This window comes from Pseudidiomarina gelatinasegens, from assembly GCF_004025325.1.
GTDB lineage: Bacteria > Pseudomonadota > Gammaproteobacteria > Enterobacterales > Alteromonadaceae > Pseudidiomarina > Pseudidiomarina gelatinasegens.
Genome location: NZ_RSFE01000001.1, coordinates 145,177 through 171,745, shown reverse-complemented (window position 1 = coordinate 171,745; position 26,569 = coordinate 145,177). Strand labels below are relative to the sequence as shown.

Annotated in this window: 24 protein-coding genes and 5 tRNA genes; 22 read left to right on the top strand and 7 right to left on the bottom strand. The window is 48.8% G+C overall.

The window, feature by feature from the left end; genetic code table 11:
• Positions 1–30: 30 nt before the first annotated feature.
• From EGC76_RS00890 to EGC76_RS00845, 10 genes are all read left to right on the top strand, one after another.
• Complete coding sequence (locus EGC76_RS00890) at positions 31–456, top strand: hypothetical protein (RefSeq protein WP_128351137.1); 426 nt, start codon at positions 31–33, stop codon at positions 454–456.
• Positions 453–1,934: a hypothetical protein gene (locus tag EGC76_RS00885; RefSeq protein ID WP_128351136.1), complete on the top strand. Its 1,482-nt coding sequence runs from the start codon at positions 453–455 to the stop codon at positions 1,932–1,934. Before EGC76_RS00890 ends, EGC76_RS00885 begins: the two co-directional genes overlap by 4 nt.
• Positions 1,931–3,079 (top strand): hypothetical protein, encoded by a 1,149-nt coding sequence (locus EGC76_RS00880; RefSeq protein WP_128351135.1) that lies wholly within the window; start codon positions 1,931–1,933, stop codon positions 3,077–3,079. The genes EGC76_RS00885 and EGC76_RS00880 overlap by 4 nt, the downstream gene beginning before the upstream one ends.
• Positions 3,076–3,489, top strand: coding sequence for a hypothetical protein (locus tag EGC76_RS00875; RefSeq protein ID WP_128351134.1), 414 nt, complete (start codon positions 3,076–3,078; stop codon positions 3,487–3,489). Before EGC76_RS00880 ends, EGC76_RS00875 begins: the two co-directional genes overlap by 4 nt.
• Before the next feature lie 11 nt (positions 3,490–3,500).
• Positions 3,501–4,880: a GspE/PulE family protein gene (locus EGC76_RS00870; RefSeq protein WP_164876768.1), complete on the top strand. Its 1,380-nt coding sequence runs from the start codon at positions 3,501–3,503 to the stop codon at positions 4,878–4,880.
• Positions 4,871–5,893: a type II secretion system F family protein gene (locus EGC76_RS00865; RefSeq protein ID WP_128351132.1), complete on the top strand. Its 1,023-nt coding sequence runs from the start codon at positions 4,871–4,873 to the stop codon at positions 5,891–5,893. Before EGC76_RS00870 ends, EGC76_RS00865 begins: the two co-directional genes overlap by 10 nt.
• A gap of 61 nt (positions 5,894–5,954) precedes the next feature.
• Positions 5,955–6,395 (top strand): type II secretion system protein, encoded by a 441-nt coding sequence (locus EGC76_RS00860; RefSeq protein ID WP_246013858.1) that lies wholly within the window; start codon positions 5,955–5,957, stop codon positions 6,393–6,395.
• Between the two features lie 18 nt (positions 6,396–6,413).
• Positions 6,414–6,653, top strand: a complete 240-nt coding sequence (locus EGC76_RS00855) for a hypothetical protein (RefSeq protein WP_128351131.1) — start codon at positions 6,414–6,416, stop codon at positions 6,651–6,653.
• Positions 6,654–6,674: 21 nt separating this feature from the next.
• Positions 6,675–7,391, top strand: a complete 717-nt coding sequence (locus EGC76_RS00850; protein ID WP_128351130.1) for a type II secretion system protein — start codon at positions 6,675–6,677, stop codon at positions 7,389–7,391.
• Positions 7,355–8,086: a TadE/TadG family type IV pilus assembly protein gene (locus tag EGC76_RS00845; RefSeq protein ID WP_128351129.1), complete on the top strand. Its 732-nt coding sequence runs from the start codon at positions 7,355–7,357 to the stop codon at positions 8,084–8,086. Before EGC76_RS00850 ends, EGC76_RS00845 begins: the two co-directional genes overlap by 37 nt.
• A gap of 27 nt (positions 8,087–8,113) precedes the next feature.
• Here EGC76_RS00845 and folD read toward each other — a convergent pair whose 3' ends face one another.
• Complete coding sequence (folD, locus tag EGC76_RS00840) at positions 8,114–8,977, bottom strand: bifunctional methylenetetrahydrofolate dehydrogenase/methenyltetrahydrofolate cyclohydrolase FolD (protein WP_128351128.1); 864 nt, start codon at positions 8,975–8,977, stop codon at positions 8,114–8,116.
• Between the two features lie 253 nt (positions 8,978–9,230).
• Here folD and EGC76_RS00835 point away from each other — a divergent pair.
• The 12 genes from EGC76_RS00835 to ppiD all read left to right on the top strand — a co-directional run bounded on the left by EGC76_RS00835 (position 9,231) and on the right by ppiD (position 19,506).
• Positions 9,231–9,307, top strand: a tRNA-Pro gene (locus EGC76_RS00835).
• Positions 9,308–9,327: 20 nt separating this feature from the next.
• A tRNA-Arg gene (locus EGC76_RS00830) sits at positions 9,328–9,404 on the top strand.
• 32 nt (positions 9,405–9,436) lie between these two features.
• Positions 9,437–9,512: transfer RNA gene (locus tag EGC76_RS00825), tRNA-His, on the top strand.
• A 40-nt stretch (positions 9,513–9,552) separates the two neighbouring features.
• Positions 9,553–9,629: transfer RNA gene (locus tag EGC76_RS00820), tRNA-Pro, on the top strand.
• 118 nt (positions 9,630–9,747) lie between these two features.
• Positions 9,748–10,878 carry a GGDEF domain-containing protein gene (locus tag EGC76_RS00815; protein WP_128351127.1) on the top strand — a complete coding sequence of 377 codons (1,131 nt, stop codon included), beginning with the start codon at positions 9,748–9,750 and terminating at the stop codon, positions 10,876–10,878.
• A 154-nt stretch (positions 10,879–11,032) separates the two neighbouring features.
• Entirely contained in the window at positions 11,033–12,331 is a 1,299-nt protein-coding gene (gene tig / locus EGC76_RS00810; RefSeq protein ID WP_128351126.1) for a trigger factor, read from the top strand.
• 107 nt (positions 12,332–12,438) lie between these two features.
• Positions 12,439–13,056 (top strand): ATP-dependent Clp endopeptidase proteolytic subunit ClpP, encoded by a 618-nt coding sequence (gene clpP / locus EGC76_RS00805; RefSeq protein WP_128351125.1) that lies wholly within the window; start codon positions 12,439–12,441, stop codon positions 13,054–13,056.
• 1 nt (position 13,057) lies between these two features.
• Complete coding sequence (gene clpX, locus EGC76_RS00800) at positions 13,058–14,344, top strand: ATP-dependent protease ATP-binding subunit ClpX (RefSeq protein WP_128351124.1); 1,287 nt, start codon at positions 13,058–13,060, stop codon at positions 14,342–14,344.
• A gap of 144 nt (positions 14,345–14,488) precedes the next feature.
• On the top strand, positions 14,489–16,837 hold the full coding sequence (lon, locus tag EGC76_RS00795; protein WP_128351123.1) for an endopeptidase La: 2,349 nt from the start codon (positions 14,489–14,491) through the stop codon (positions 16,835–16,837).
• A 313-nt stretch (positions 16,838–17,150) separates the two neighbouring features.
• Positions 17,151–17,423: a nucleoid-associated protein HU-beta gene (gene hupB / locus EGC76_RS00790; protein WP_128351122.1), complete on the top strand. Its 273-nt coding sequence runs from the start codon at positions 17,151–17,153 to the stop codon at positions 17,421–17,423.
• A gap of 7 nt (positions 17,424–17,430) precedes the next feature.
• Positions 17,431–17,507 (top strand) — tRNA-Asp (locus EGC76_RS00785).
• 106 nt (positions 17,508–17,613) lie between these two features.
• Positions 17,614–19,506 carry a peptidylprolyl isomerase gene (gene ppiD / locus EGC76_RS00780; RefSeq protein ID WP_128351121.1) on the top strand — a complete coding sequence of 631 codons (1,893 nt, stop codon included), beginning with the start codon at positions 17,614–17,616 and terminating at the stop codon, positions 19,504–19,506.
• An 83-nt stretch (positions 19,507–19,589) separates the two neighbouring features.
• Here the strand turns inward: ppiD and EGC76_RS00775 are convergent, their stop codons facing one another.
• Genes EGC76_RS00775 through EGC76_RS00750 form a run of 6 tightly spaced genes read right to left on the bottom strand, consistent with a single transcriptional unit; the run spans position 19,590 to position 26,492 of the window.
• Positions 19,590–21,299, bottom strand: a complete 1,710-nt coding sequence (locus EGC76_RS00775) for a BatD family protein (protein ID WP_128351120.1) — start codon at positions 21,297–21,299, stop codon at positions 19,590–19,592.
• Between the two features lie 5 nt (positions 21,300–21,304).
• Positions 21,305–23,092: a VWA domain-containing protein gene (locus tag EGC76_RS00770; protein ID WP_128351119.1), complete on the bottom strand. Its 1,788-nt coding sequence runs from the start codon at positions 23,090–23,092 to the stop codon at positions 21,305–21,307.
• Positions 23,085–24,071, bottom strand: coding sequence for a vWA domain-containing protein (locus EGC76_RS00765; RefSeq protein ID WP_128351118.1), 987 nt, complete (start codon positions 24,069–24,071; stop codon positions 23,085–23,087). The genes EGC76_RS00770 and EGC76_RS00765 overlap by 8 nt, the downstream gene beginning before the upstream one ends.
• Entirely contained in the window at positions 24,064–24,570 is a 507-nt protein-coding gene (locus tag EGC76_RS00760; RefSeq protein ID WP_164876767.1) for a DUF4381 domain-containing protein, read from the bottom strand. The genes EGC76_RS00765 and EGC76_RS00760 overlap by 8 nt, the downstream gene beginning before the upstream one ends.
• Entirely contained in the window at positions 24,567–25,535 is a 969-nt protein-coding gene (locus tag EGC76_RS00755) for a DUF58 domain-containing protein (RefSeq protein WP_128351116.1), read from the bottom strand. The genes EGC76_RS00760 and EGC76_RS00755 overlap by 4 nt, the downstream gene beginning before the upstream one ends.
• Entirely contained in the window at positions 25,536–26,492 is a 957-nt protein-coding gene (locus EGC76_RS00750) for an AAA family ATPase (protein ID WP_128351115.1), read from the bottom strand. It lies immediately after the preceding gene.
• Positions 26,493–26,569 lie beyond the last annotated feature (77 nt).

The window sequence follows — 26,569 nt, the reverse complement described above, 5'->3', positions numbered from 1 at the left end:
AATGCAGTGCCATGCTAACAAGGAGGTTTTATGGTTTATCAACCATGCCGGACCATGGTCCAACAGTGCGTCATCGCAAGCAGCTTAGCGCTGAGCTGCTTGTGGTCGACGTCAATTCTTGCTCGGACATGTCCGGTTTATAACTTCTCCGAATCCGTCATGCAAGGCGCCACTTTAAGCGCGCCAAATCGCCGAGTCGGCACGGTGACTCTGGAACTCGAGAAAGGGCTTTTACAGCCTCAGCTAGAAGCATTCATAACCACACAATTTCCAGTCGACACGATCGATTGGCGCGTATCACCGCACTACCAGTGGCCAGCTACTTTCACCTTGCAGGCACCAAATGCGCAAGAAGTGCTTGAGCGCCTTATTACCCCTTATCAATTCGCTGTAACCTTCTATGCAAATCGTTCCGCTGTTATAAGCTACCGCTACAGTTCGTCGGAGGCGTTATGAAACGCTATTGGACGCTGCTCATGTTGGTCTGGATAAGCGGTTGTTCTAGCTCGATTCAGGAGCCTTTAGGGCAACAGTATGCTCAGGCCAATGAACGTTTGGCCGTTCTTCAGGACGCGCACAAACCCAGTGGTTCGGTATTGTATGACGATGCATTTTATATTCCTCCGCTGGCTGAATTACGAAAGAAATTACCTGCATGGAGTGCGCAAGCCGTAAAGGTTTCTGCACAAGGATTAGCGGCTGGAACATTGCTTACGCGTGTATTAGAGCCGCACCATGTAACGCCTTACTTCAATACCGAAAAACTATCCAATATATCGGTCCATATGCAGTTTGACGGCAGTCTGGCGGACTTTTTACAGCAGATAGCTAGCCGTTATCGTTGGCATCTTGAATGGGAAGATAATTTGGTGGCTATTCATGAGTTTGAGGTGGCTGAATTTGACGTGGCGTTCATTGCTGGCGATACCAGTTATTTTTTAGGTAACCGCGATCAGCAGCAACAAAGTCAAAGCTTTGGTGGCGATGCCCTGCAGGCAACCAGCATGACGACGAGTAGCGAACAGTACTTAAATTTCAGTAGTGAGTCACTCTCGGTTTGGCAAGATCTAGAACATGCCTTGAGCATGCTGCTATCAGCGGAAGGTAAGTTAACTGTTAACCAAAGTTCTACTTCGGTATTGGTTCGTGATTACCCCCAACATGTGGCACAAGTGAAAGCATATCTGGCGCAGCAGAATGAACGTTTCACACGTCAGGTTGCGATTGATGTCCAAATTTTGGAAGTTACTTTTACCGACGATGAACAGTTCTCAATCGACTGGGATGCGATTGTCAAAACAGCAGGCGGTGAGGGCGTACTGGGATTTGCCTCTGCGCAGTTAAACCGTATAAGCGGTGGCGAGTTATTTTGGCAGCAACAACAAGGTAAAGCGCAAGGGTCGCAAGTTTTAATCGAAGCACTGGCGCAGCAGGGGCTGGTACAAACCAGTAATCATCCACGTGTGGTGAGCCTCAATAATCAAATCGCAAAAATAGTCCTGGAAGATAATGCTACCTACTTAGCTGCTGCCGGGTCTGCTGCAACCGCGAATGTCGGCAGAGCAGATGTGTTGCAACCAGGCGTTGTAACCACCGGTTTTGAACTGTACTTGCTACCCAGTATCCGCAAAGGGGAAGTTATCTTGCAGCTGTCAACCGAGGTTTCCGATCTTGAGCGGATTGATGAAGTGCGCTCGGGGGAGCAAATGATTCAGACGCCCCATACCAACCGGAAGAAGTTCTTTATGAAAGCGATGGTTGCGAACGGTCAAACCTTACTGATGAGTGGACTGAAAAATGAACGTAGTTTCACGCAACGTCAACAAAGTTGGTTTAGTAAGGCGCTTGGTGGTGGCGATATGTCACAACAACGACGCAGTGAAACCATTGTTCTGTTGACGCCACATATTATTACTCGGGAGTTAAATTTATGACAGCCTGGTGTTTTGAAGGCTGGCGCCACCAATCTCATGACCGCGACCAGATATTGACATGGTTAACAGAAGCAAAACAGCTTGGTTTTCAGCGCTATAGCTTGTGGAAATGTGGAGCCCAGTATTGGCTTTGTTGCAGCGAAACGGCTGATCACGATGGCGCTATAGAGCTACGGCAATGCATTGATGATAACGCAGTGGTGGTGGTGCAAGTATGGCAGCAACGGCTGGTATGTGTGGCATGGCGTGATGATGTTCTGCTCGGTGCGTGTGGCTTCAGTGCTGACCACACAGGCGTACTAAATTTATTATTTGTTGCGCAAGACTGGTTGGCGCCAGAAAAAATGGGTTGCTCACTTTTTATTTCAGGCAATCAAGCGAAGGAATTACTGGCATGTCATGTCACGGCATATACGCACGTTCGTTACGTGAATATAGAGCTTCCAGATATGCCGAACAAACAGGCTAGATTCAGATCGTTGCGGCAGCATCCAGCCTGGCTACGTCGTCGTGTTTTAGTGTTGAGTACCATCACCGCGCTGACAATTTCTCTCGGGTTTACATGGTGGTTTTGGCCCGAGCCCGAGGCTCAACCATTAGCCAAACCGGAGCAAGCGTTATCCGTACTGAAGCAGCCGCAAGTTGGTTGGGATGCAAATCAAATTGCTCATCTAAGCCAGCTCTTGTCGCAGGTCAGCTATTTGGCTGGGTGGCAGGTGCTGCGCTGGGAATTGACGGCCCGAGGGGAGCAACTCATCGTGCAACCAAGTTATGGGCGGGTGAGTGAGTTGCTGAGTCAATTAACTGGTAGTAATTGGGATTACCAGAAAGATAAAGGTGAACATCGGCTTGTACGGCCGCTGAAAGACTTAACGCAAATGGATGGCTCGACTGAAAGTCCAGCAAGTGCCGTAGGTGACCAACTTGAGCAGCTTGGTTTTTCAGTAACATCACGAGGGAAAGCCTTGTCAATTAAACATGATCTATTTGATCCTCATGACGGGGATGGGTGGCAGCAGTTTCTGACCTGGCTTTCGGTAAACCATCCTAATGCGCGACTAATCGCTGCGAACGCGGTTTTGAGCGATCTAATTTGGCAACTGCAGATATCAATTGAAGATAATTCTCAAGGAACCCTACCATGATGATTTGGACCCTACAGATTATTCTAGGTGGCGCGATCATGCTCGATGCGCCGGATACGACGATTCAACGGCTCCGCGCGAGCGAGCTCTCGGAAAGGCTCGCACAAACTGAAGCCAAGCGATTGCAGTTAGAGTTACAGATTGCCAAGGCACGCCATGCGATTGACGCTTTGCAAGGGCAGCCATCAGGTTCTTCCGAGGTTGCCTCAGAGCTATTGCGATATAAGTTGGTTGGTATTGTCGCTACAGCAGACAAAACGCATGTGGTATTGCGTTATGGCGATGAACTAATTCGATTGTTAAGCGGCATTGCGGGGCCGATGGAGTTGACCGCCGAAGTTGGACCGGGGCGCGTGCGCTTAAAACGCTTTGGACATTTCCGTGATTTACCCCTAACAGAGCGGTGGTAACGATGCTGGTTATGACCGATGAAAATGTTGCGCGTGTTGAGGTGAATCGTAATCTAGTCGATACCTGCCTGTGTTTATCTGAGCAATATTCGCAAGACAACGTTGCTGTGTTGATTGGCGAAGATGGCGCATTGATTGCAAGTGAACAAACATGGCGACAACATCTGTTGGAGTTGTTAACGATATGTGCACAATCGCAACTGTTTGGTCAGCAATCACGCGCGTGGTTCGTGGCCGATGCTCGAGCCATTCGCAGTCAACTTCATGATGCCGCGGCGCGACGAGAGCACGTTCATCAGCGTGTGCCAATAGAACTCGACCACACTCGCGCACAGCAGGCGCTAGAAGACTTGGTACTTCAAGCATTAGTATTGGAAGCATCCGACATTCATTTATTATTTTTACCATCACATGCTTCGCTCGCGTTTCGGGTGCATGGGCGCTTGGTCGGGCAGGTTGAACGTAATCGCGAAACCATGGCGGCGGCTATAGCAGCAGCACTTAATACGCGCTCGGAAGACTTCCATGAGTTGTTTGATGAGCAGCGGTTATCGAGCGCAAGTATTTCGCTTTCTGTTATGCACAATAACGAAATAAAGCGCATGCGACTAAGGGTTCAAAAGTCGCCAACGCGAAACGGCTTTGCAGTCACCATGCGGATGCAATCAGAGCAACAGAAAGCGTTAGAGTTAAGTGGTATTGGGTTGCTCCCTGAGCACTTAAGCAGCCTGTTGGCTATGTTAGGCCAACCGGCGGGAATCATTATTGTTGCGGGACCTACCGGCCAAGGTAAAACAACCACGCTTGCGGCTATAAACTGGCATATACCGCGCACAGCTAAAGTGATTTCACTTGAAGATCCCATTGAGATCATTCAACCATATATCGAACAAAAGCCAGTTATTGCCGACCATCAAGAATTGAATTTTGCCAACATGGTACGTGTTGCGTTACGTGAAGATCCAGATGTCATTTCCATCAGTGAAATTCGTGATGCAGCTACTGCACGTGCAGCATATACGGCTGGTTTGACTGGGCATCTGGTAACCGCAACCGTGCATGCACATGACACCTTTGGGGTCATCCAACGATTGTTGGACCTTGGGCTCAGTGCAGAGTCTTTATCACAGGTTGGGGTGCTTCGCGGGATTCTAGCTCAGCGCTTAGTGAGTCGGATTTGCGAGGACTGCGAAGGAACCGATAGGGGCTGTCCGAATTGCAAAGGTTCGGGCGTGATTGGTCGTCGCTTAGTGGCGGAGCTGTTAGAAATTGACGAACGGGTTCGCAAAGCTATTCGGGCGGGAAGCTTGGAAGCTTGTCGAGAGCGACTCATTGCTGCCGGCTGGCAGGCACTTGAGTCACAATTACAAAGCCATTCGTCATGCGCTTAACACGAGCCCGTCAATTAGCTTTTCTGGAAGATTTAGCGCTGGGTCTTGCGGATGGCTTAAGCCCTTTAACCTGCTGCCATGAACTGCTGGAAAACGCACGGCACCTTCACTTGAAGCAAGAGCAAGAAGTTGCTGCGCAATTGATTAAGCAATTAAATCATGGCCGAGCTTTGGGGCCATCATTGCATCATTGGTTTTCTGAAGATTTAGTGATGCTGGTTGCGGTTGGCGAAAATAGTGGAATTCTTGAGCAGATTTTGTCGCAACATCAACTGTTCGAGCAGCAGCGTCGCGAAGCCTGGCGTCAGTTTTGGAAGCCATTGATTTACCCTGTGGCTATGTTAGCGCTGGCTTTTGCGGCAACATTTTTTATCGGACGCGGTGTGATGCCAAAGCTCGCGCAGTCGTTGCCTGAGTGGCAGTGGCCGCAATTAAGTCACTGGCTGATGGTGCTCACGCACAGCGCCATGTTGCCAGCCTTGTTAATGGTAGTTGTGGCAGTATTCATATGGAGTTGGGGTCCGCCCGGTTTGGTCAACTTTAAATGGTATTGGTGTCAATTACTCGCAAACAAGGGCGCTTTTCTAATTCATCGTTATTTTAGTGCGGTACTGTTGCTGCAAACGTCTACAGTTTTGCTGCAAGCTGGCATTAATCTCGATCGTTCACTGGCAACCATGCAACGGTTTGGAGGTAACTCCTTGAACGCGCATATTACTACGATGCGCGCAAAGCTAGCTAATGGCGAGCGGCGTTTGGAGCGTATATTTGATAGTGGATTATTGTCTCCTCGCATGCTATTTCGACTCGGTAATGGAAGTAGAAAGGCAACTGAACACGGTACATTGAAACGTGTGGCAAGTTATGCCGCGCATGATGCTGTGCAGGCGTTGGCGCGGCTTAGAGCAGCCCTGCAAGGGTTCTGCTATGGAATGATTTTTGCGTTGTTGATCGTCATGCTTGGCGGTATGGGAAGTATGTTAATGGCGATAACGCAGCAGAGTATCGTTTAGGCACGTCAATTAGGGCTGCTGTTCGACATCTATCAATTTTTTCAACAATGGAGTGTTAATTATGCAATCTCAAAAAGGATTTACGTTTATTGAAGTGTTGACGGTGTTATCAATTATCGCGCTGGCAACCATCGGGTCGCTCGCCTTAAGAGACTGGGCGGTCGGCAATTCGCGCGTGAGCGAAGCAAAAAGCCAAATCATCACAATTCAGTCAGGAGCGCAGCTATGGCGACCACGAACAGGTGACCTAACTGGAATAAGTATGTCAGCCATGTCAAGTATCGCTGCGGTTCCTGAAGTATGGGGGGCAGGCACCAGCATTAACCCTTGGGGGGGTGACATTAGTATCGCGGTTGATGGGACCGACACTTCGCTGTACGTGATTACGGTCAACGGCATAGAGCAAACCGCGGAGGGGGCTCGATTGGCTTATGATTTCACGGACTATGCCATTGAGAGTAGCTTTTCTGGAGACACCTTGACGCTCAAATTTCAGGGCTAACCGATTCGGGGCGAACCCATGAAAGCTGACTTAGAGAAGCAAAGAATTGCAAGTAACCGTGGCTTTTTGGTGCTGGAGTGGGTTATCGGTTTGGCAGTTCTAGCGAGTGCCGCCGTTGCAGTGTCGTCATTGATAGTGGCTGCTGCGAATCTCAGTGAGCAGCAGCGCGAGAAGGCTTTTGATCGAGACCTGCAGCGACAAAATATTCGTCTTGAACGGCAGTTGCAGCAGCATCAACGTTTTCTGCAGTTGCATTAAGACTAAACAAGGAAGTTAATCATGCGACCCCGAGGTTTTGTGTTGCTCGAAATTATCACTGCAGTGGTCATTATGAGTGGGTTATTGATGATAGCGACTCAAGCGTGGCAAATGCATCAACAGCACCAGAAACAGCGAATTTGGGTTGAGGATACGGAGGTGATACGTGACGCAGCAACAACCTATTGGACACAGAATCGTGTCGCACCAAAGGCGGTAGACGACTTATTCGCACCTGAAGATATCATTTATCTCAATTACCCTTGGCAACAGTCATGGTCGTTTATGGAACGTGACAACTGGCTTGAGTTGACGCTCCAGGCGCCAAGTAGTGAAAAAGCCGATTGGCTATCCGGTCAGGTCGCGGGCTCGGTTTCACGCGGCACTGAATTTGTTCTTATCATTTGGCCGCCAACAGTGGCATCGGCAGGCGAGCAATATTTACATCGCCTGCCGATGTTAGATCAAGAGCACCTCAATAGTATGGCAACCGATCTAGATATGGCTGACTTTGATATAACCGCTGTCAGCGCGTTGGAAGCACAAACGGTAGAGGCGCAAACGCTAATTGCTCAGGAACTTGAAGTCGTTGCGCTGAAAGCCAGTGAGCTAACAGTGCAAACGGTCTATGCTCTGGATGTAGTTACTCCGGCTACAAGTATGACTGAGCTGCGCACACGTATTGATGAATATGCCCAGCTATGGCGCAACTGTCAGTTGCAGGGATTATGCAAATAATATATCGCAGTCTAGGGAACCATCAACGAGGCGTAGCAACTATTGAAGCGATGCTACTTACGCCACTTATCTTTTGGATGCTGCTGGCGGCACTGCAATTAATTTGGTTATTCTGGGCGCAACATTTGTTGCACAACACCAGTCACTACGTGTTACGAGCCGGTCAACTGCAACATGGTGATTTGTCTGCAATGCGCAATGTGTTAGCAACAGGGATGGCTAGTACTCAGTTACAGTGGCATGCGCATCAACAGGACGAACCTGAAGCCGCTAATTTACGTGATGGCGCATGGCGAGCAACTGTAGCCGCATTGCTGCATGCGCGGCTAGCTTCAACCATACAATTACACAGTCCGACTGTTAGAGCGCAAGAACTGTTTAGTGAACGGCGTTATGATTTGCGTAAGCAGCAGTGGGTGACCGAAATAGCTGTTGATCATGCGCTTGCGAGAACTGCGAATATGGATGCTACGGATGACTGGCTGGACGCGCGGCAGTTAGACATTGAAATCTGGTGGTGTATGCCGCTGCAAGTGCCGTTAGTCGCTCCGGCATTGCAAACTTGGCGACAATTTTTTGAGAGTCCGGCACAGCGCTTTTGTCGCCTACGAGAAGGGTTCGTCGGTAGGCCGATGTGGCCACTTATTTCGCGGCGCGAAGGGCCTATGTTATCAGGTTTTCGCGCCGACCAGTAACCTCATAAGCACAAGCAAAGCAAACGCTTACTTGAGCGGCGCATGCCACGTATCACATGCCTGCAAGGTATTTTGCATTAATGTGGCTACGGTCATAGGGCCTACGCCGCCTGGTACTGGGGTAATGTAGGACGCCCGTTGCTCGGCGGCGGCAAATTCAATGTCGCCCACCAGTTGGCCCGATGGTAAGCGGTTAATGCCCACATCAATGACCACAGCGCCTGGTTTTACCCAGTCGCCAGGAATAAAGTTCGGTTTGCCAACAGCAACCACCAGCACATCGGCACGTTGTACGTGTTCTTTAAGGTCACTGGTAAAGCGATGGCATACGGTAGTCGTAGCGCCGGCCAACAACAGCTCAAGGCTCATGGGGCGGCCGACAATGTTTGAAGCACCAACAACCACGGCATTTTTGCCGTGCAAGTCTAAGCCGATGGAATCAAATAAGGTAATTACGCCGCGCGGGGTGCAAGGGCGCAGGGCTGGGTTACGTTGGGCAAGTCGGCCCATGTTAAACGGGTGGAAGCCGTCAACGTCTTTAAACGGGTGAATGCGTTCAAGTATGGCTTGCGCGTCAAGCCCCTCAGGCAACGGCAGTTGTACCAAGATGCCGTCAATGCTGGTGTCTGCGTTAAGTGTATCGATAAGTGCTTCAAGCTCGGCTTGCGTTGTGCTTGCGGGTAAGTCGAACGCTTGAGAGGTAATGCCTACCTCTTCACAAGCACGGCGTTTGCTACCTACGTATACCTGCGAAGCTGGGTCGCTGCCGACCAATACAACCGCTAACCCCGGTGCACGGCCACCAGCGGCAAGGCGCTTGGCAACGGCCTGTTTTACTTGATCACGAACTTGTTGAGCTACTTGTTTACCATCGATACGTTGCGCAGTCATTGCTGGGAGCACCCTTTAGATTGATCGCTAGAATAGTGATTTCAAGAAGTGCTATTTTCGCATGTTTTTTGCTAAGGTTGTAGCATCTAATGTTGATGCCCTGAATAAGCGTAATGAACAAATTTCCGGCACGCTGTTGGTATTTTCAGCAGTCAGACAATTCGGGCAAAAAAGTGTTTGACGGCATACGGCCCAACAGGTAATATTCGCCCCCGTTGTCAGGCCGCGTCCTGCACCGGTTTTTAGAATTTGTCGGCGAGTAGCGCAGCTTGGTAGCGCACTTGTTTTGGGTACAAGGGGTCGCTGGTTCGAATCCAGTCTCGCCGACCATTTTAAAGCAGGTAAGATATGCGCCCGTAGCTCAGCTGGATAGAGCAACGGCCTTCTAAGCCGTCGGTCGCAGGTTCGAATCCTGCCGGGTGCGCCAATTTAGCCCTGGCAAAACAATGTTGTAAAGTGGTGGCTGTAGCTCAGTTGGTAGAGCCCCGGATTGTGATTCCGGTTGTCGTGGGTTCAAGTCCCATCAGCCACCCCATTTTCTTCGCTGTTCAGCACTATCTCAAAAATAATAATGTCGGCGAGTAGCGCAGCTTGGTAGCGCACTTGTTTTGGGTACAAGGGGTCGCTGGTTCGAATCCAGTCTCGCCGACCATTCTTCTTGCAATTTTCCTTTCTGGTCTTTTTCCGTAGATTTCTGGTTCTATATGCGTATACTTTGAGCATCTATTTCATTTATGCTACATGCTATAACAATTATAAGAGCGTGATTTATGTTAGAGACAACGCCAAACCAGTATGATGCTGTGCACTCTACTTCAACGGATGAAGGGTTTGGGTTGGTGATCTCGGTAATTAGCATGCAGCTGATAAATTCCACACCCGACCAAAGTCAAACGCACATTGAGCATGCATTAGCTCTGTTAGGGCGGGGTGGTAGCAAAGACCGTTGTTATGTTTTTGAGTTTTCAAATGATTATTCAGAAATGTCAAACACCTATGAATGGACCAACGACGGTATTACGCCCCATAAAGACGAACTACAAAATATTCCTTCAGAAACCATGCCGTATTTTTTCGAGCGTATGCTTGAAGACGGTCAAGTATTAGTGGATGACGCCTGTAAACTGAGTGACTCAACGGGCGGCTTTCGCGACGAATTATTGCGTGAAAACATTCGCTCCATGATGGCTGTTGGTATGTTTTTGGAAGGAAAACTGGTTGGCTTTGTCGGCTGTGATTTGGTGAACCGCCAAACCGACTGGGTTGAACGCGATATTCGACAAATGCGCCTTGTTGCCGACATGATTGCCAACACTATTTCGCGCCACCAAACCGAAGCACGTTTGCGTGCTACAGAAGAAGAATTATTGCAAGCCAATGCGAAGCTGGCGCAACTTGCGCGGCAAGACAGTTTAACCGACTTAATTAACCGCCGTGGTTTAGATGAATGCCTGGAGCATGAGTTACGAAGAGCGGTACGCGCCAAACATTCGCTAACTTTAATGATGGTTGATGTTGATTATTTTAAGCGATTGAATGACGAGTATGGTCATTTGCATGGCGACGAAGTATTAAAGTCGGTGGCAGATATTTTACAGAGAAACTTTAAACGCACGGGCGAATATGTGGCCCGTTTCGGTGGCGATGAATTTATGATTGTCTGCCCGCAAACGGAGCTCTCTGAATTAGCTGCACAAGCAAAGAAAGTATTAACTGAAGTTCAGAAATTAAAAGGAAAGCTCGGTACACCAGTAACTGTAAGCATAGGTGTTACGTCGAGTATTCCAGAAACAACGACGAACACCGATGATTTAATGCGTGAAGTGGATGAAGCTGTTTATTTAGCGAAGCAATCCGGACGCAATCGTATGGAATTAAATCCACAATTTTCAACTGACTAATAGAGCGACATCTAAGCAGTCTGTAGCTTAATCGGTGCAAAAGTACCCGTTGACACTCGACGTGAGCCCGTGGCTTCGCTATAATGCGGCGTCATTTTGAAGGGCCCCGTTGGTAGTGGGCTCAGGCCAATAGTGAAGCCGAGGTAACAAAGCAATGCAGGTTTCTGTAGAGACAACCCAAGGATTAGAGCGTCGCGCCACGATCACCGTGCCAGCTGACGTTATCGAAAACGAAGTCAAGCGTCTGTTAAAGGACGAGTACCGTAACCGCCGTATCAACGGTTTCCGTAAAGGCAAAGTTCCACCTAATGTTTTGCAGAAATTGTATGGTAAAGAAGCGCGTGCGCGTGCCGCGTCGAACCTGATGCAAAGCAAATACTTCGAAGCCATGATGCAGGAAAAAATCAACCCAGTGGGTATGCCTGCGATTGAGCCGAAAGTTAACGAAGAAGGTAAAGACCTTGAATTCGTTGCTACGTTCGAAGTGTATCCAGAAGTTAAAGTTGCAGCATTAGACAAGCTGAATGTTGAGAAGCCAGACGTTGAAGTTACTGACAAAGACGTTGACAACATGCTTGATACATTGCGCAAGCAACACGCAACTTGGAAAGAAATTAAGCGTAAGTCGAAAAAAGGCGAGCGTATCACTATCGATTTCACCGGTTCAATTGACGGTGAAGAGTTCGAAGGTGGTAAAGCGACTGATTTCGCACTTGAGCTTGGCGAAGGCCGCATGATTCCAGGTTTCGAAGACGAAATTATTGGCATGAAAGCTGGTGAAGAAAAAATCATTAAGGTAACTTTCCCAGACGACTATCATGCTGAAAACCTGAAAGGCAAAGAAGCACAATTCGTTGTGGTTGCGAAGAAGGTTGAAGAACGTGAATTGCCAGAGCTAAGTGACGAGTTCGTGACTCAGTTTGGTATTCAGGAAGGCGGCGTTGAAGCGCTTAAAGCTGAAGTTCGTAAGAACATGCAACGCGAATTGAAAAACGCAGTGCAAAGCAAAGTGAAAGAACAAGTACTGAAAGGTCTTGTTGAAAACAACGACGTGAACTTGCCGAAAGCAATGATTGACCAGGAAGTAGACGTTCTGCGTCGTCAAGCCATGCAGCGTTTCGGTGGTAACCAAGCACAAATGCCGCAATTACCAGCTGATTTGTTTGAAGAACAAGCAAAAGAGCGCGTAAAAGTTGGTTTGTTACTGGGTGAAGTTATCCGTGGCAACGAGCTGAAAGTTGACGAGAAGAAAGTTGACGAGATCATCGAGAACAACGCATCTGCGTACGAAGATCCAGCTGAAGTTATCGCGTATTACAAAGGTAACGAAGAAATGATGCAGCAGATTCGTAACGTTGCATTAGAAGAACAAGCAATTGAGTTCATCCTTGAGAACGCAAAAGTTAAAGCTAAGAAAACCAGCTTTGACGAGTTGATGAACCCTAAAAAGTAAAACAGTTGGTGGAACTGTCACAACATCGTTGACGGCGTCCATAACAACTTGGTTTAATGGCTCGTATAACCTTATACGGGCCATTTTTATTTCAGGAGTCGTAAATTATGTCGGATATGGCGCTAGACCCAATGGCACAATTGGTGCCTATGGTAGTGGAACAAACTGCAAAAGGAGAGCGCTCGTACGATATCTACTCGCGCCTACTTAAAGAGCGCGTGATTTTTTGCTGCGGTCAAGTTGAAGACCACATGGCTAACCTGATTGTCGCGCAACTGCTATTTTTAGAATCAGACAATCCGGATAAAGACATTTATTTGTACATCAACTCACCAGGTGGTGCAGTGACTGCCGGTATGGCGATTTATGACACCATGCGCTTTATCAAGCCCGATGTTAGTACTGTATGTATGGGCCAAGCGGCCAGTATGGGTGCGTTCTTATTAGCCGGCGGTGCGCAAGGTAAGCGTTTTTGTTTGCCAAATTCGCGCGTAATGATTCACCAGCCATTAGGCGGATTCCAGGGGCAGGCGTCTGATTTTGAAATTCATGCACGCCAAATTCTTGATATTAAAGATAAGCTTAACCGTATGTTGGCCGAAAATACCGGCAAGGACATCGAGCAAGTGGCAAAAGATACCGACCGTGACTACTTTATGTCTGCGCAAGAAGCTGTAGACTACGGTGTAGTTGATAAGGTGTTGACGCAAAGAGGCGGAGAATAGAATGACTGATAAAACTGAAGGTAACGGCGAAAAGCCGTTGTTTTGTACCTTCTGCGGAAAAAGTCAGCATGAGGTTCGCAAGTTAATTGCCGGGCCGTCGGTGTTTATTTGTGATGAATGCGTTGACTTGTGTAACGATATTTTAGAAGAAGAAATTCAAAATATTGCGCCACAAGAAGAGCAGAAGAAGCTACCGAACCCCCATGAAATTCGAGCGCATTTAGACGAGTACGTTATTGGTCAAGATATGGCTAAAAAGGTCCTCGCGGTTGCAGTTTATAATCACTACAAGCGTTTATATAACAACGAAACCACCAATAAAGACGAAGAGCAGATTGAACTTGGTAAAAGTAATATCTTGCTGATTGGTCCAACGGGTAGTGGTAAAACGTATTTAGCTGAAACGCTTGCGCGCTATTTAGATGTGCCTTTTACCATGGCCGATGCGACCACGTTAACTGAAGCGGGTTATGTTGGTGAGGATGTCGAGAATATCATTCAGAAATTACTGCAAAAGTGCGACTACGATGTTGAAAAAGCACAGCGCGGTATTGTCTACATTGATGAAATCGACAAAATCTCGCGCAAGTCGGACAACCCATCAATTACTCGAGATGTGTCGGGTGAAGGCGTACAGCAAGCTTTATTGAAGCTTATTGAAGGTACGGTAGCTGCGGTGCCACCGCAAGGTGGACGTAAACACCCACAACAAGAATTTTTGCAGGTTGATACCTCGAAGATTCTGTTTATTGCCGGCGGAGCATTTGCTGGGCTTGATAAAGTTATTGAGCAACGCATTAGCGTTGGCAGCGGTATCGGTTTTGGCGCTCAGGTGAAAAGTAAAGAACCTAAAGCCGAAGGACTGACGCTTGCCAGTGTTGAGCCTGAAGATTTAGTAAAATATGGTTTGATTCCTGAGTTTATTGGGCGACTCCCTGTATTAGCAACGTTGACTGAGCTTGATGAAGACGCGTTGGTACAAATTCTACGTCAACCAAAGAATGCATTGACCAAACAATACGGTAAATTATTCTTGATGGAAGATGTTGAGCTTGAGTTCCGCGATGATGCATTGCGCGCAATTGCTCGTAAGGCAATGACCCGTAAAACAGGTGCGCGTGGCTTGCGGTCAATCGTTGAAGCTGTGCTACTCGATACCATGTACGACTTACCGACTATTGAGAATGTGGTCAAAGTTGTTATCGACGAGTCAGTGATTAAAGGCGAATCTGCACCCATTTTGATTTATGCCAATCAACAAGAAGAAAAGCACGCATCAGGTGAGTAAGTCTGTTGTTTAGCATGAAATTTATGCAAAAAGGGCCTTTGTGGCCCTTTTTTTGTGCAAAACATTGAACTTTCGCTGGAGAGCCTCATATTAAGAGGTAAGATAGAGTGATTCGAATCACGAACCCGTTACCTGGAGAAGTTTATGAGTGAAGAACGGATTGAACGCTTGAGTATACCGGTGTTGCCGCTACGTGATGTTGTGGTTTACCCCCACATGGTTATTCCGTTATTTGTCGGGCGTGAAAAGTCTATTCGTTGCTTAGAAGCAGCGATGGATAAAAACAAACAAATATTTTTGTCAGCGCAACAAGACGCATCGGTGGATGAACCCGAGCAAGATGACATTCATCGCATAGGTACTGTTGCAACCATTTTGCAGTTATTAAAACTACCTGACGGCACGGTGAAAGTGCTAGTTGAGGGCAGTCAACGCGCCGAGATTGAACAGTTTGAACCGGAAGAGGGCTTCTTTCGGGCGCAGGTGCATTACCTTGATTCAGAGGCGATGGACGAGAAAGAAGAAGAGGTGATGATTCGCTCGGCCATCAACCAGTTTGAAGGCTATGTAAAACTGAACAAGAAGATTCCACCGGAAGTGTTGACCAGCTTGTCAGGTATTGAAGAGGCCGATCGTTTGGCGGATACCATGGCGGCCCACATGCCGTTAAAGCTTAATGATAAGCAAAAGGTATTGGAAATAACCGATGTACGTGAGCGCCTTGAGTATTTGATGGCACTTATGGAAGGTGAGATTGACCTGCTTCAGGTAGAGAAGCGTATTCGCTCGCGCGTTAAAAAGCAGATGGAAAAAAGTCAGCGTGAATACTATCTGAATGAGCAAATGAAGGCGATTCAAAAAGAACTGGGTGAAATGGAAGATGGCCCAGATGAGTTTGAAGCGCTTGAAAACAAAATCGACGAAGCGAAAATGCCTGCAGAGGCTGAAAAGAAAACGCGTGCTGAATTGCAGAAGTTAAAAATGATGTCGCCGATGTCTGCGGAAGCGACCGTAGTTCGTGGTTACATCGATTGGATGGTTTCAGTGCCGTGGAAGAAGCGTTCACGCATTAAGAAAGACCTCGCCAATGCAGAGAAAATACTTGATGCTGACCATTATGGTTTGGAAAAAGTTAAAGAACGTATTCTTGAGTACCTTGCCGTGCAACAGCGTACCAGCAAGGTGCGTGGCGCCATTTTATGCTTAGTAGGCCCGCCAGGGGTTGGTAAAACCTCGCTTGGCCAATCGATTGCGAAAGCAACCGGCCGTAAGTATGTGCGTATGGCGCTTGGTGGCGTGCGCGACGAAGCTGAAATTCGTGGTCACCGTCGTACCTACATTGGTTCAATGCCGGGCAAACTCATTCAGAAGATGGCAAAGGTTGGTGTGCGTAACCCACTGTTCTTGTTAGATGAAATCGACAAGATGGCGTCAGATATGCGCGGCGATCCAGCTTCCGCGCTGCTTGAAGTATTGGATCCTGAACAGAACGTTAATTTCAACGACCACTATCTTGAAGTTGATTATGATTTGTCAGACGTGATGTTTGTCGCAACGTCAAACAGCATGAATATTCCAGGGCCGCTGCTTGACCGTATGGAAGTGATTCGCTTGTCGGGCTACACCGAAGAAGAGAAACTTAATATCGCTAAGCGTCACTTGCTGAATAAGCAAATTGAACGCAATGGTTTGAAGGCCAAAGAAATTAACGTAACCGACGATGCCATTATAGGGATTATTCGGTACTACACCCGTGAAGCCGGTGTGCGTAATCTCGAGCGTGAGATTTCTCGCTTATGCCGTAAAGCAGTGAAGAAGATTGTGCTGGATAAACGTATCAAGCATGTTGAAATCACAGGTGAGAACTTATCTGACTTCTTGGGTGTGCAGCGCTTTGACTACGGTAAAGCGGAAGAAAACAACCAAGTAGGCCAAGTAACTGGTCTGGCTTGGACCGAAGTAGGCGGTGACTTACTTACCATTGAGGCAACGAATGTTGCGGGTAAAGGCAAGATTACTTCAACGGGCTCTCTTGGCGACGTCATGCAGGAGTCAATTCAGACCGCTCTCACCGTTGTGCGCAGCCGTGCAAACATGCTGGGTATTCCGGAAGACTTTCATGAGAAGCGTGATATTCATGTGCACGTACCTGAAGGTGCTACGCCAAAAGATGGCCCGAGCGCAGGTATCGCTATGGTGACCTCATTAGTGAGCTCGTTAACGGGCATTCCAGTGCGCGCCGATGTTGCGATGACTGGAGAGATAACCTTACGCGGTGAGGTGTTAGCAATTGGTGGGTTGAAAGAAAAACTTTTGGCGGCGCATCGTGGTGGCATCAAACATGTGTTGATTCCAAAAGAAAACGAGCGTGATTTGAAAGAAATCAGTGACGAAGTAAAGGGCGATCTTAAGATTCAACCGGTTAAATGGATTGATGAAGTACTCGCCGTTGCGCTTGAATCCGCACCGAAAAGCTTGGAAAAAACCGCTTAAAAACGCAAAAATGCGGGCTGCGAGGCCATAACTGGCCTGCAGGCCGCATTCTTTCGTCAAAAAAATTGTTAAAAAGGGTTCTCAATCCGAAATCTTGTGGTAGCCTAGAGTCAAAGTGATTAGTCAGACTCAAACAAAAAAGAATCTGGCGTGCCACTTGCGTGATGGATTAATAAGGAAGATGTCTGCTAATCTATCACTACTGCTTGAACAGTAAGTTTAAGCTTGTTATAACCTTCGCTGGCCCATTGAAACAAACAGAACGCAATGGAACCATGCAAATCTGATAATAACAATCTAAGGGGATGATACTGTGAATAAGTCTCAGTTAGTTGATAAAATTGCAGACGGAGCAGAAATTTCTAAAGCTGCGGCTGGACGTGCTCTTGATTCTTTCATTGAAGCAGTAACAGAAGCTTTGAAAAAAGGTGATCAAGTAGCGTTAGTTGGTTTTGGTACTTTCAGTGTTCGTGAGCGTTCAGCTCGTACTGGTCGTAACCCACAAACTGGCCAAACTATCCAAATCGCAGCTGCTAAAGTACCTTCTTTCAAAGCCGGTAAAGCACTGAAAGATTCAGTAAACTAATAAAAGCGGAGCGGTAGTTCAGCTGGTTAGAATACCGGCCTGTCACGCCGGGGGTCGCGGGTTCGAATCCCGTCCGTTCCGCCAGCATTTGCTGAAAATAACCCGAAGCTTGTCTTCGGGTTATTTTTTTTCTGCAGAAGCAGATATAATACCCGCCCAACGAATGGGAACAATTGAGGTTTAGTGGATTATGTTGGACAGGATTCGAGAAGGGTCACAAAGCTTAGTTGTGAAAGTGATTCTAGTATTGATAGCGCTGACCTTTGCGTTGGCGGGGATTGGTGGATACATCACGAACCAGCCAGAACCATCGGTGGCTGTAGTAAATGGTGAAGAAATTAGCCGGGTTGAATTTGACCGCGCCGTCGAAAACGAGCGTTCGCGTCAAAAAGAGCAATTCGGTGATTTTTATGACACCTTAGCGGCCGACCCAGCGTTTAACCAACGTTTGCGTAGCCAAGTATTAGATGATTTGGTCAACCAGAAGCTTGTTGAGTTATTTGCTCGCGACGCAGGATTACGCGTTTCTGATGATCAAGTTAAAGCCGCCATTCGCGAAATTGGTGCATTTCAAGTAGCAGGTCAATTCGATAACACGAGCTATCAAATGACTCTAAGCGGGTTGGGTTATACCCCTGACGGCTTTGCGGAACTTATGCGCCGCGATTTAGCGCGCACACAACTGTTACAAGCCATGGTTAACTCTGAGTTTGCATTGCCAAGCGAAACCGCAGCGGTGCAGCGTTTAGTGAATCAGAAGCGCAGTGGTTCCTACGCTAGCATGCCACTTGAACAGTACCTGGATACCGTTGAAGTTACCGATGCAGAAGTTGAGCAGTGGTACCAGAACAATCAACAAGCTTTTGCGGTACCCGAGCAAGTTAAGGTTGAGTTTGTCGCACTCGACGCCGATGCGGTTGCTGAATCGGTTGAAGTTGATGAAAGTGTCGTTCGCGAATGGTACGACAACAACCAAGCAAATTACGAAACGCCAGACCGCTATCGTTTTGCGCACATCTTAATTGAAGGCGAAGACGAAGCAGCCCAGCAAGAAGCACAAGAAGTTCTGGAAAAGCTCACTGAAGGCGCGGATTTCGCCGAAATGGCAGCCGAGTATTCGGATGATATTTTTACCGCTGAAACGGGTGGTGATTTAGATTTTATTGAGCAGGGCACTATGGATCCTGCTTTTGATGAAGCAGCTTTTGCATTAAAAGACGTTGGTGAAATGACCGGTGTGGTAAGCACTTCGTTTGGTTATCACATTATTAAACTAACTGACTTTGAAGCAGGTTCGTCTACGTCATTTGAAGAAGTGCGTGACGAAATCGTTGCTGATATGCGTGAAGACCGTGTCAAGCAAGCTTATTACGAGCTGCAGCAACAGGTATCTGAGTTAGCCTTTGATATTCCTGATACGTTGAAGCCGGTCGCTGAAGAAACCGGTTTGGCTGCGCGCGAAAGCGACTGGTTTAGCCGCAACAATGCGCCATCTGCATTGAATCATCCAGCTGCCTTACAACTGGTATTCAACCGTGACTTCATTGATGAACGTTTGAATAGCGACTTGATTGAAGTGAATGATAAGCAGGCTGTTGTGGTGCGCGTGGTTGACTTTAAAGCAGCTTCGACAAAGCCACTTGAAGACGTTCGTGCACAAGTTCTGGATAATCTACGTACTGAAAAAGCCCAAGCTGCTGCGCGTGACGATGCCGAAGCCATTGCTGCCAAACTGCGTGCCGGTGAGCCTGTGCAGGTAGAGTTGACAGCCATTGATGCGGCTGACCGTCGTGCGAGCGATATACCGCGTGCAGTATTGCAAAGCTTATTTGAGCAAGCAGTACCAGCTGCGGATGCTGTGCAAGTTGCCGTTACCGAGTTAACTAATGGTGATTTAGCCATTGTGCAGTTAACAGACGTTGTGGATGGCGAAGTTGACGAGGCGATGCAAGCGCAGATGGCTGATCAACTGATTAATAGCTATACCCAGCAAAGCTACGGTGCGTTCATTGAGGCGCTGCGTGAGCAAGCGGATATTGAAGTACGCCTTGATTCAAGCGGTAACATTCGCGATCAAGAGTAACCTTTAATAACTGTTTAAGACTGGTTAGAACAAAAATCCCGGAGCTTGCTCCGGGATTTTTTTATGGGTCACAAATCGACTGGCTAGTTAGGATAAAGCGGCGATAGACTGGGTTTGGCTTTGGGTTGTTGTTTTAAATGCTTCTGTGCCGCCTTTAGCGCACGTAGCAGTGCTTTTCCTTCTAACCATGACTTGTCCGCACTGGCATAGCGACAACGCTGTAAATGGTCGATTTGGCTGTGCAATGGTTGATGTTTAAAGTGCTCAGCAATCTCGCGTAGATCGTGCATCGGTAAACTAAGCTGTTGGTGCGCCCAATCACGTAATGCTTGTTCGGTTGCAACAGCATCATTTGCCAACGCTGCTTGCTGCAACTGTTGCCATGCATGATTGGGTTTATGAACTTGCTCAGCGTGTGCGCTGACAGATTTACTACGTTGCTGGCGTAACCACCACCAAGCCCAGACGATTAATGTTAATAACCAAAGCCCTGCGAAAACTACAGCCAAAATGAAGTAGTGAGACTGCAGTGGCGCCAAGGCGGTTGGTGCATCGTGTTCAGCAGAAGGTTTGCTGTCAGCACTGATAGCGGAGTCCGGCTCCGCTGTTTGTTGCTCGGCCTCTGATGGCGCATTCGGTGCCGGCTGCACGTTGACGACTATCGGCTGCGAACTCGCTAATTGCTTTTGTTGCAGACGCGTATTAAACCAGGCAACATCGAGAGCGGGCAGTGTTAGTTCGCCGCTGCTGCGTGGGATAATCGCTACCGTTTGGCTGCGCTGGGCAATCACACGGCCATTTCGGGTTGTACTGGCGAATTCCGCTGCTTCGGGATACACCGATACATCTGTCAACCCGTCGAAGTTAAGTTCAGGTAGCTGCTCTGGGCTTACGCCAATAGCAGTCAACCGATACGTTAGCGTTATTGGCTGACCCACTTCAACAGTCGCTTCAGGGTTTGCCCGCTCAACACTCAAACTGACTAATTCCGAAGGCAACCAATGACCAGTCCAGTCACCTGGACGCGCGAGTACGTTAATTGATTTTGGCGCCGCGGCGGCGCTGACCGGTTGGGTGGTGGCGATTGATGAAAATACCGAGCGTCCAGATTCGCGGCTTATTTGCCCTTCAAAAATAGGGCCGCGAATCGTTAATTCCCCGGAACGCAGCGGAGTGACTAAATAGGTGCGCTGAAAGACTTGATAGCGCTTGCCGTTGATAATTTCATAGGACTCTTCGTCTTGGCCAAACTGGCTTACTTCGGCGTCATCAAGCTCGGGCGCAACAAGATTGCCACTGTGTAAATTAGCACTCAGGTAAAGTCGTGCGACCAATTTAAACTGCTGTTGCACATACACTTGGTTTGATTCTAATGACGTACGAATAAACGCCGGGCGTTGCTCAAGTTCATTGGCCGATGTGGCAGCGTCTAAGATAGTGAGTTCAATCGCGTTGCTACTGGCGTTGCCTATTTGCAATGGCGGAATACGCACAATACCAGCCATGTCAGGAGCCTGCAGGTTTACGATGAACGAAGTGGTGCGTGAGGTTTCGCCATTGATTACACTGGTACGCCGCGATGAGCGAACATTAAGCACGCGGAAATCGCGCAACTGCTCTTCGGGCTGCCAAGCCGCTTGGCTGACATCGTCATTGATGGTGACTGTGAGTGTAAAGGGTTCGCCTTGAATTACCGGGTTTTTATCGACACTAGCAATCACTTCCGCAGTTTGTGCGGCGGCTAGCGGGCTTACAAGAATTAATAAGACCGAAAATAAAATTGTTCTAACCATACAATTTACCACTGTTTTTCAACTCCTGGCGGCGGACTTTGACGTCTGCGCTGTTGCGCTTCATAACGCATTTTATTGCGCAATAATACGGCTGGATCATCCTCAATCCTATTCAACCATTGCTGCATTTGCTGCTGCAATTCTTCTTCCGAGGCATCGCCGAACTCACTTTGCAGAGGCTTTTCTTGCTCGCCTTCAGGTGCAACTTGCTGCTGCTCTGACTCAGTGCTTCGCTCGGTCGATTCTTGTTGTTGTTCTTGTTGTTGCTGTTCTTGTTGGCCAGCCTGCTGGTCGTTTTGTTCAGATTCGGATTGCTGCTGTTCACCAGATTGCTGCTCACCTTGCTCGCCTTGTTGATCTTGCGAATTATTATTCTGCGAATCACCTTGCTGGTTATCTTCGGATTGTTGCTGTTGTTGTTCAGCGAGTTGCTCGGCAAGGTCCATGTTGTCTTGCGCTTGCGGCCAATTGGGGCGTCGTTCTAGCGCTGCAGCATAGGCATTTTTTGCTTCGTCATAGCGTTCCATTTGCATCAAGGTATTGCCTTGATTATAGAAGCCTTCTGCACTGTCGAGCTGGGAAAAGTCAACCAAGGCCTGATCATAATTACCAGCACGATAATTTGCTGTGCCACGTTGCCATGCGTCTTCCGCTATCTGTGCTGCGCGTTCATTATCACCAGCGCGTAATGCCTGATCGGTTTGCTGATAAGGTGTTTGCCACAGTTTGTCCTGCCATGATAACGGCTCACGCTCATTGGCGTGAGCCGGTAACCAAAGACTACTGCTGAGCACGAAACAAACGAATACAGGTAACGCACCGCGCCGCGCCAACGGCAGCAACAGCAGCATAATAATAGGTATCAACCACGGGCCCTGATCCTGCCACTGGTCGCCTGCTTGCATGGCGCTGGCTTCGCCTTCACGTTGCAAGGGCGGTTGATTTGATAAATATTCGAGATCTTGCTGATCAGAGCGGATTTCACTATATCGGCCACCACTGCGCGCCGCCAGCGTTTGCAGTGCGCCCGGTTGCAGTTGTGGGATTACCACATTATTGCTTGCGTCACGCAACAAACGGCCATCTGGCAGCGTTATTGGTGCGCCTTCTTCGGTACCTACGGCAAGTACATTAAGCCGGTGCTGCGTGCGATTTAGGAAGTCATTGATATCTTGCTGGTCACGGCTATCAATGCCGTCAGTGAACCAATAAATATCGCCTTGCGGGTACCCGGCATCTTGCAACAGTTGATCGGCAAGGTTTAATGCGCGAATCGGGTAGCTGCCAGGGGTTGGCATAATATCTGGGCTCAGTGCTCGGATTAGGTTGGTTAGGTTCCCGCCATCGCCAGTTAGTGGGCTAATGGTAAAGGCATCACCAGCATAAGCGATTAAACCGATCTCGCCGTCGAGTTTATCGCGTACAAGGTCAGTCGCTTTGTACCGCATTTGGGTAAGCCGGTTGGGGGCAAGGTCGGTACTGTAAACCGACAATGACATGTCCATAATAACCACTGAACCAGCTTGCAACTGAAACACTGGTTGCGGCAATCGTTGCCACGTAGGCCCAGCTAGTGCTAAAGCGGTTACCGCTAGGGCTGCATTGACAAACAACAGTGGCCAGCGTGCTGCACGGCCCGTGCTTTCAGGCAGTAACAACGGTTTCAAATGGGTGGGCAGCAATCGCGACCAACCGGTTTGCTGACCGCCATTACGCCAAGCGATGACCGCTAATACAACAATCGGAATCAGTGTTAATAACCACCACGGACGCAATAGATGGAAATCAGCCATGTTGCCTCCGAATGGTTTTCGTTTTGGCGAGCAAAGCAAGCATCAGAAGCAGCCAGCTAGCTCCAAGTGGCCAATGATAAAGTGCAGTTTGCGGGCGGCGTAACTGATTTTCACCTTGCACCGGTTCGTAGCTGTCCAGTTGAGTATAGATGCGCTCGAGTTCTTCAGTGCTGCGTGCGCGGAAATATTCACCACCGGTTTCAGTGGCCAGCTGACGCAACATGCCTTCGTCCAGATCGCGACTAGGGTTAACTCGGCGTTGGCCAAAAAAGCCATCGACAATGATTTCTTCGGCACCAACACCAATGGTGTAGATTTTGACGTCGTAATATTTAGCAAGCTGCAAAGCCTGCTCAGGTGACACGTTACCCGCGGTGTTCTGACCGTCAGTGACCAGTACCAGAATCTTGTTACTTTGCTCGCGTTCGGCAAAACGTTTAACACTCAAAGCAATCGCGTCACCGATAGCTGTGCGTTCACCAATTAGCCGTAACACGGTTTCATCGAGCATATTTTTCACGGTTTCACGATCAAAGGTCATCGGCGCCTGCACATACGCAGTATCCGCAAATAATACCAAGCCTAATCTATCGCCAACGCGGCGCTCAATAAAATCACGCATCACGTGCTTTAACATGGTTAATCGGTCAACTTGTTCGCCCGCAATGGTCATATCAGCAATTTCCATGCTACCGGAAAGGTCGACCGCGATCATCATTTCGCGTGCTTCGTTTTTAGCCGAGACAGGTTCACCAAGCCATTGGGGGCGCATTAGTGCTACCACCAACAGCGTCCAAATCAACACCCCCAAGTAGCGCGACAAGCGGCCACTGGTTGGTTGTCGCTGCGCCGAAGCCATGGTCGGCAGATAGGTTACCTGCAGTGGCTGCAGGGGCTGTTTATAGGCTTTGCGAAGGCGCCAGTAAATGAGCGGTAGCGGCCATGCAAGAATGGCCCAAAACCATGCGAAATCAATCATTGGTTGACTCCTGCAGGGCCTGTATATTTTTTCGCGACGACGGTAAAGCTTGCCGCAACCAATAGTCCGCAAATTCAGTGTAGGGGCTCAACCACGGCTGTTGCTGCGGGGCTGGTTGGTAACTGGCCTGGCTAACAGATTCCGCGAGGGCAGCGAAGCGTTGGCGTTGTTTTGTCGACAACTGTTGCAATAAGAAATGCCACCATTGTTGTTGGCTTTGGCTACTCACATGTTCCGCCGGGAAGTAAGCGAGCGCAGCTTGCTTAAGCAATAGCGATACCGCAGCCAATGACTGCGGTGGGTGTTGATGCAATTGTGTGAGAGCCAAGCGGCGTGCATGGCGTGCACGGTATGCACGTCGTATTGCGAATAGGCTGGTTACTAAAAGCACTGCGCCACTAATGATAACGACGTACCAACCGATGGCTAACGGCCACCAGCTCGCCGCTGGTGCTGCAACAATATCGTGCAGTTGAACGGCATTATCGAGCATGATCATAACACCACTCCCGGCCATTGGCTTTCAAGTGCATCGGCCGCACTGAATTGGCGCAGCTCGCCCCCCAGTTGCTGCCATTGTTGCACCAGGTGAGCTTGTCGCTGTTGCTGCGCATGCGCATAGGCGTGGCGCTGATGTTGGTCGGCAGGGTCAACGAGCAGGTGTTGCTCGCCATCGGTCATTGCCAGGTGTTGATGGCCGGCATGCTCAGGTAGTTTTAGCTCCAATGGGTCGATAATTTGAAATGGTAGCAGTTGGCAGTGACGCTGCAATGCTAAGCAATGTTGCCAGATGGCAGGATCATCGCTGAGCCAATCACTAATCAGGTAGATCAAGCTGCCCGGCCGAGCCACGTGCTGAATACGTTCAAGTGCAGTCGCGAACACGTTACTCTTACCACGCTGCTGTTGCCATTGGGTAACTGCGAGTTGCTGTTGATCAATTAAGTGATGGATAACATTCAAGACCCCGTGATGTCGGCCTTGAGGTCTAATTTCCGCGTGCCCTTGGCCACTGGTGATGACTGCACCAATGCGATCGTTGCGGGCCGCAGCCAGCCAAGCCAAAGCGCTTGCCAGATGGCAGGCTTGCACAGATTTAAACAATAATTGGCTGCCAAACTGCATGCTGTCGCTTAAATCAACCACCACAAATACCGGACGCTCACGCTCTTCGCGAAACAGCTTGGTATGCGGCGTACCGGTGCGAGCGGTCACGCGCCAGTCAATGGCACGAATGTCGTCGCCGGCTTGGTAATGACGAAACTCGTCAAACTCCATACCGCGGCCTTTGAATTTGCTCAATAGCGCACCGGTGCGGCCGGGTGGTGGATTCAGTCGACGAAACCGCGCGAAGGCATTGACCTTGCTGCGGTAATACATCAGCTCGTGACTGGTAACATGCACACCATCACTGCGCCAGGTGTTGAGCCATTGGGACACGTTAGCAGGGGCAAGCATTGTCATTTACGGCGCTGGAACAAGTTGAATAATCTGATCCAGCACGTGATCTGCGTTTATCCCGTCAGCTTCAGCTTGATAGCTGAGAATGATGCGGTGACGTAGTACCTTGGCATACACCGCATGAATGTCATCAGGTGTCACGAAATCACGCTGTTGCAGCCATGCACGCGCCCGTGCACAGCGATCAAGCGCAATGGTCGCACGTGGACTGGCGCCATAACTAATCCAGCGGGCTAAATCACTGCTATAAAAACTTGGTTCGCGCGAGGCTATCACTAACTGCACCAGATAGTTTTCCACCGCTTCGTCCATATAAATACTCAACACCTCTTTGCGGGCATTGAAAATATCCTGCTGTTGCAGCGGCTTCGGCATTTCTGCCTGACCCTGCAGCTCTTCACCACGGGTTAAGCGCAAAATGTCACGCTCGGTTTCTGCATTCGGATACCCAAGGCTTAAATGCATGACAAAACGGTCAAGCTGAGCTTCCGGCAGTGGATATGTGCCTTCTTGCTCAAGCGGGTTCTGGGTTGCTAGCACCATAAACAGTGGCGGCAAGGGGTAGGTTTTTTGTCCGACAGTAATTTGTCGCTCAGCCATGGCCTCAAGTAACGCAGATTGCACTTTAGCAGGGGCACGGTTGATTTCGTCGGCCAACACAATGTTATGGAACAGCGGACCCTGCTGGAATACGAACTCGCCAGTTTCAGGGCGGTAAATATCGGTGCCGGTTAAATCAGCGGGCAATAAGTCAGGAGTAAACTGCACCCGATGAAAGCTGCCTTCAACGCCTTTAGCCAGCGCATTTACGGCACGCGTTTTGGCTAATCCCGGGGGGCCTTCCACCAGCAAATGGCCATCGGCAAGCAGCGCGATAAGCAGGCTTTCAGTGAAATCAGGTTGCCCCAATACTTGACTGTCAAGGTAGTTGCGTAATGCTTGAAACTGTTCAGCTGCCATCAGTATCCTCTGCTGTTTGTATAATACCGCTATACTATCGTTATACTCTAAGTTCGCACTTTACCGAAAACAACGGT

What these genes read in the sequence shown, in the direction of transcription:
- EGC76_RS00890 (WP_128351137.1), top strand. Translation starts at nt 31, where the DNA reads ATGGTTTATCAACCATGCCGGACCATGGTCCAACAGTGCGTCATCGCA.
- EGC76_RS00885 (WP_128351136.1), top strand. Translation starts at nt 453, where the DNA reads ATGAAACGCTATTGGACGCTGCTCATGTTGGTCTGGATAAGCGGTTGT.
- EGC76_RS00880 (WP_128351135.1), top strand. Translation starts at nt 1,931, where the DNA reads ATGACAGCCTGGTGTTTTGAAGGCTGGCGCCACCAATCTCATGACCGC.
- EGC76_RS00875 (WP_128351134.1), top strand. Translation starts at nt 3,076, where the DNA reads ATGATGATTTGGACCCTACAGATTATTCTAGGTGGCGCGATCATGCTC.
- EGC76_RS00870 (WP_164876768.1), top strand. Translation starts at nt 3,501, where the DNA reads ATGACCGATGAAAATGTTGCGCGTGTTGAGGTGAATCGTAATCTAGTC.
- EGC76_RS00865 (WP_128351132.1), top strand. Translation starts at nt 4,871, where the DNA reads ATGCGCTTAACACGAGCCCGTCAATTAGCTTTTCTGGAAGATTTAGCG.
- EGC76_RS00860 (WP_246013858.1), top strand. Translation starts at nt 5,955, where the DNA reads ATGCAATCTCAAAAAGGATTTACGTTTATTGAAGTGTTGACGGTGTTA.
- EGC76_RS00855 (WP_128351131.1), top strand. Translation starts at nt 6,414, where the DNA reads ATGAAAGCTGACTTAGAGAAGCAAAGAATTGCAAGTAACCGTGGCTTT.
- EGC76_RS00850 (WP_128351130.1), top strand. Translation starts at nt 6,675, where the DNA reads ATGCGACCCCGAGGTTTTGTGTTGCTCGAAATTATCACTGCAGTGGTC.
- EGC76_RS00845 (WP_128351129.1), top strand. Translation starts at nt 7,355, where the DNA reads ATGGCGCAACTGTCAGTTGCAGGGATTATGCAAATAATATATCGCAGT.
- folD (WP_128351128.1), bottom strand. Translation starts at nt 8,977, where the DNA reads ATGACTGCGCAACGTATCGATGGTAAACAAGTAGCTCAACAAGTTCGT.
- EGC76_RS00815 (WP_128351127.1), top strand. Translation starts at nt 9,748, where the DNA reads ATGTTAGAGACAACGCCAAACCAGTATGATGCTGTGCACTCTACTTCA.
- tig (WP_128351126.1), top strand. Translation starts at nt 11,033, where the DNA reads ATGCAGGTTTCTGTAGAGACAACCCAAGGATTAGAGCGTCGCGCCACG.
- clpP (WP_128351125.1), top strand. Translation starts at nt 12,439, where the DNA reads ATGTCGGATATGGCGCTAGACCCAATGGCACAATTGGTGCCTATGGTA.
- clpX (WP_128351124.1), top strand. Translation starts at nt 13,058, where the DNA reads ATGACTGATAAAACTGAAGGTAACGGCGAAAAGCCGTTGTTTTGTACC.
- lon (WP_128351123.1), top strand. Translation starts at nt 14,489, where the DNA reads ATGAGTGAAGAACGGATTGAACGCTTGAGTATACCGGTGTTGCCGCTA.
- ppiD (WP_128351121.1), top strand. Translation starts at nt 17,614, where the DNA reads ATGTTGGACAGGATTCGAGAAGGGTCACAAAGCTTAGTTGTGAAAGTG.
- EGC76_RS00775 (WP_128351120.1), bottom strand. Translation starts at nt 21,299, where the DNA reads ATGGTTAGAACAATTTTATTTTCGGTCTTATTAATTCTTGTAAGCCCG.
- EGC76_RS00770 (WP_128351119.1), bottom strand. Translation starts at nt 23,092, where the DNA reads ATGGCTGATTTCCATCTATTGCGTCCGTGGTGGTTATTAACACTGATT.
- EGC76_RS00765 (WP_128351118.1), bottom strand. Translation starts at nt 24,071, where the DNA reads ATGATTGATTTCGCATGGTTTTGGGCCATTCTTGCATGGCCGCTACCG.
- EGC76_RS00760 (WP_164876767.1), bottom strand. Translation starts at nt 24,570, where the DNA reads ATGATCATGCTCGATAATGCCGTTCAACTGCACGATATTGTTGCAGCA.
- EGC76_RS00755 (WP_128351116.1), bottom strand. Translation starts at nt 25,535, where the DNA reads ATGACAATGCTTGCCCCTGCTAACGTGTCCCAATGGCTCAACACCTGG.
- EGC76_RS00750 (WP_128351115.1), bottom strand. Translation starts at nt 26,492, where the DNA reads ATGGCAGCTGAACAGTTTCAAGCATTACGCAACTACCTTGACAGTCAA.